Genomic DNA, 2,575 nt, shown 5'->3' on the forward strand with positions numbered 1-2,575 from the left:
TTTTAACATTACTCTTTCTTTAAAAGTAAAATGATGCTTTGTTTTATCCATTTTAAAAAATCCTTTCTTTTATATACAAAGTTAATTATATAGTTTTTTGAGGTTTTGGGCGAGCGGTTGATTTTCTTAAATTTTTGTGATAAAATGACTTACAAGTTAAAAAAAGTTTTGAGATTCTTTCAAACAAATTTGGGAACCTTTATAAAATTCTTCGCTTAACGCTTAGAATTTTTCCCAAGTATTTTGAAAAGCGCGGCAAAAGTTTTTTTAAACTTTAAGGCATTTTTCACAAACTTATGAAAATCACCGCGAGCCCAGTTTAGTGCAACAATATAATTATAATAATCATTTAAATAACTTCCTTTCTTAAATATACTTAAAAGCGCTTGTATGTATATATATATAATGTCAATAGATCTTGATAAAAAGTTTCAAGATGAAAGAAAGGAAATTATATAAAATGAAAAAACTTTTAAGTTTATTAAGTGTATTAACTATTAGTGGAACAGCTGTACCAACAACAATTGCTGCTAGTCCTTATCAAAAACAAAAAAATTTAAATAATGAAGTTAATAATTATTTACAAACAAATAATTTAGAAATTTTAAATAGAAATAAAAGACAAAATAAAATAAAAATATCTGGAATAATAAAAACTGCTATTATTACAGATCATGATGATTTTTTAGGTAGTGTTTTTGTGTTAAATAACAAAGTTTATGCTAAATCATATCAAGGTTATGTTTACGAATATGATCCAAAAACATTAGAACAAAAAAGTGATGTTCGTGTTGAGAAAAATAATAATAATTCTGAAATTAAATTTAATAATAAAAAATATTTTCTTGGTTGAAAGAATATTCTTGAACAAGATCTTAAAACATTTGAAACTAAAACTGTTGTTACTACAAATAGTGTAAATATTCAAGGTAAATCTAATTTAATTTTTTTAAATAGTAAAATATATCATTGTTCACGAGATGGTATTATTTATTAATATGATCTTATAAAACAACAATCAAAAATTTTAGATAATTTAAATCATTCTGTTAATTTCTTTGGTATTAATATAAATGATAAATTATATTTTGCTGCAGGAAATAAAGTTTATGAATATAATCCAGAAACAAAAGAAAAAATAATAATAATTAATATAGAAATAGGGCAATAATTTTTTCATCTTTTTTTAAAAAATAAGGTTTACTTTAGCGTAAATGATACAATATACGAATATGATTTTATAAAACAACAATCAAAAATTTTTATTAAATAACCACGAGGTAGCTATTATTCTGGTGGTGTTGTTTTGAATGATAAATTATATTTTGCTAAAGGGAAAAAACTATATGAATATGAACCTCTTGAATTAATTGAAAATCGTAATATTTATTTGGAAGAACAAATATATAAAGCACTGTATTTACATTATAAAAAACATAATCCTGATTTTGAATTTAAAACAATTTTAAACATTAATATGGAAAATTTAATTGTATCTAATTTTACTTTAAATGAAATTCAATTAAATAAATCATCAAATTTATTAGAAGATCTTACTGAAATTTGTAAAGATTCTAATTCTACACTTATAAATAATAATGATATTGAGCAAAATCAAAATACAATTTCTTGTTCTCAACAAATTACTGAAACTAATACAATTCAAAAGATTAATGGATTTTCTAAATCAAAAACAACAGCAAATACCGAAAATTGAAGTTGAAATATAAATACTAAAGTTACAGCAAAAGCTAGTGGTTCAGCGGGTATAATACCAATTGTTAATGAAGGAAAAGTTGAAGTTGGAGTTGAAGTTGGGAGTGGATATACCTGAGGAGAATCAAAAACTTATACCATAGGAGATACTTCAACTTCTTCTGAAACAGAAATTAAAACAACCACAAGCACTACAACAATAACTATTCCATCTTATTCAGTAAAAGTGCCACCACATAGCAAAATTATAACTTCTACTAAAACGTGAAAAAATAATATAGTAATTATTTTAAGTGGTTTTCAAAAAGTTGAAGGTAAAATTTATGGAAAAATTATTGATAGAAACAATAATGAGATACCAATTTCTCTTTCTGTTAAACAGGCTATGCTTAATTTATTAGAAAATGAAATTTTGCCTTCAAAAATAGTTATAAATAATGATAATAGTATAAATTTTTCTTATGATGTTAAAAATAAAAAAAAAATAATTATGCACGAAAGCATCATTGGTAAAAGTATTCCTTTAAACTAATTTTGAAAAAGATATTAAGTCTTTGTGGAATAATCACTTTAATAGGAACAAGTACAACAAGTTTAGTTGCTTGTAATACAACACAATATAACGAAATACAATTAAAAGAACTAAAAGGCAAAAATAATATAAATACAAAAGATGGTATTTTAGAATGAATATCACCACAAGAAAGACCATTTAATAATAATCCAGATGATAATAAATATTGTTTTGTTGTGTGGCGAAGTAATGAAAATGCTGATTGAAGAATTGTTAAATTTCAAAATAATAATGCCACAAAAGAATTAGATACTCAGAGCGAATTTGTTCTTAGATTATCTCAAT

3 protein-coding genes are annotated in these 2,575 nt (G+C 23.1%); all 3 read left to right on the forward strand.

Annotated elements, in window-relative coordinates; all coding sequences use genetic code 4:
- The first annotated feature begins 460 nt into the window (after positions 1-460).
- The gene (locus D9R21_RS05620) at positions 461-997 is read left to right on the forward strand and encodes a hypothetical protein (protein WP_126821435.1); all 537 of its coding nucleotides are present in this window, start codon (positions 461-463) and stop codon (positions 995-997) included.
- A gap of 309 nt (positions 998-1,306) precedes the next feature.
- A complete protein-coding gene (locus D9R21_RS05625) occupies positions 1,307-2,248 on the forward strand; it encodes an ETX/MTX2 family pore-forming toxin (RefSeq protein WP_126821436.1) in 942 nt (313 codons plus the stop codon).
- Between the two features lie 2 nt (positions 2,249-2,250).
- The coding region (locus D9R21_RS05630) for a hypothetical protein (RefSeq protein ID WP_148108846.1) at positions 2,251-2,575 on the forward strand (325 nt) is incomplete at its 3' end.

The organism is Spiroplasma endosymbiont of Megaselia nigra, assembly GCF_003987485.1.
Taxonomy (GTDB): domain Bacteria; phylum Bacillota_I; class Bacilli_A; order Mycoplasmatales; family Mycoplasmataceae; genus Spiroplasma.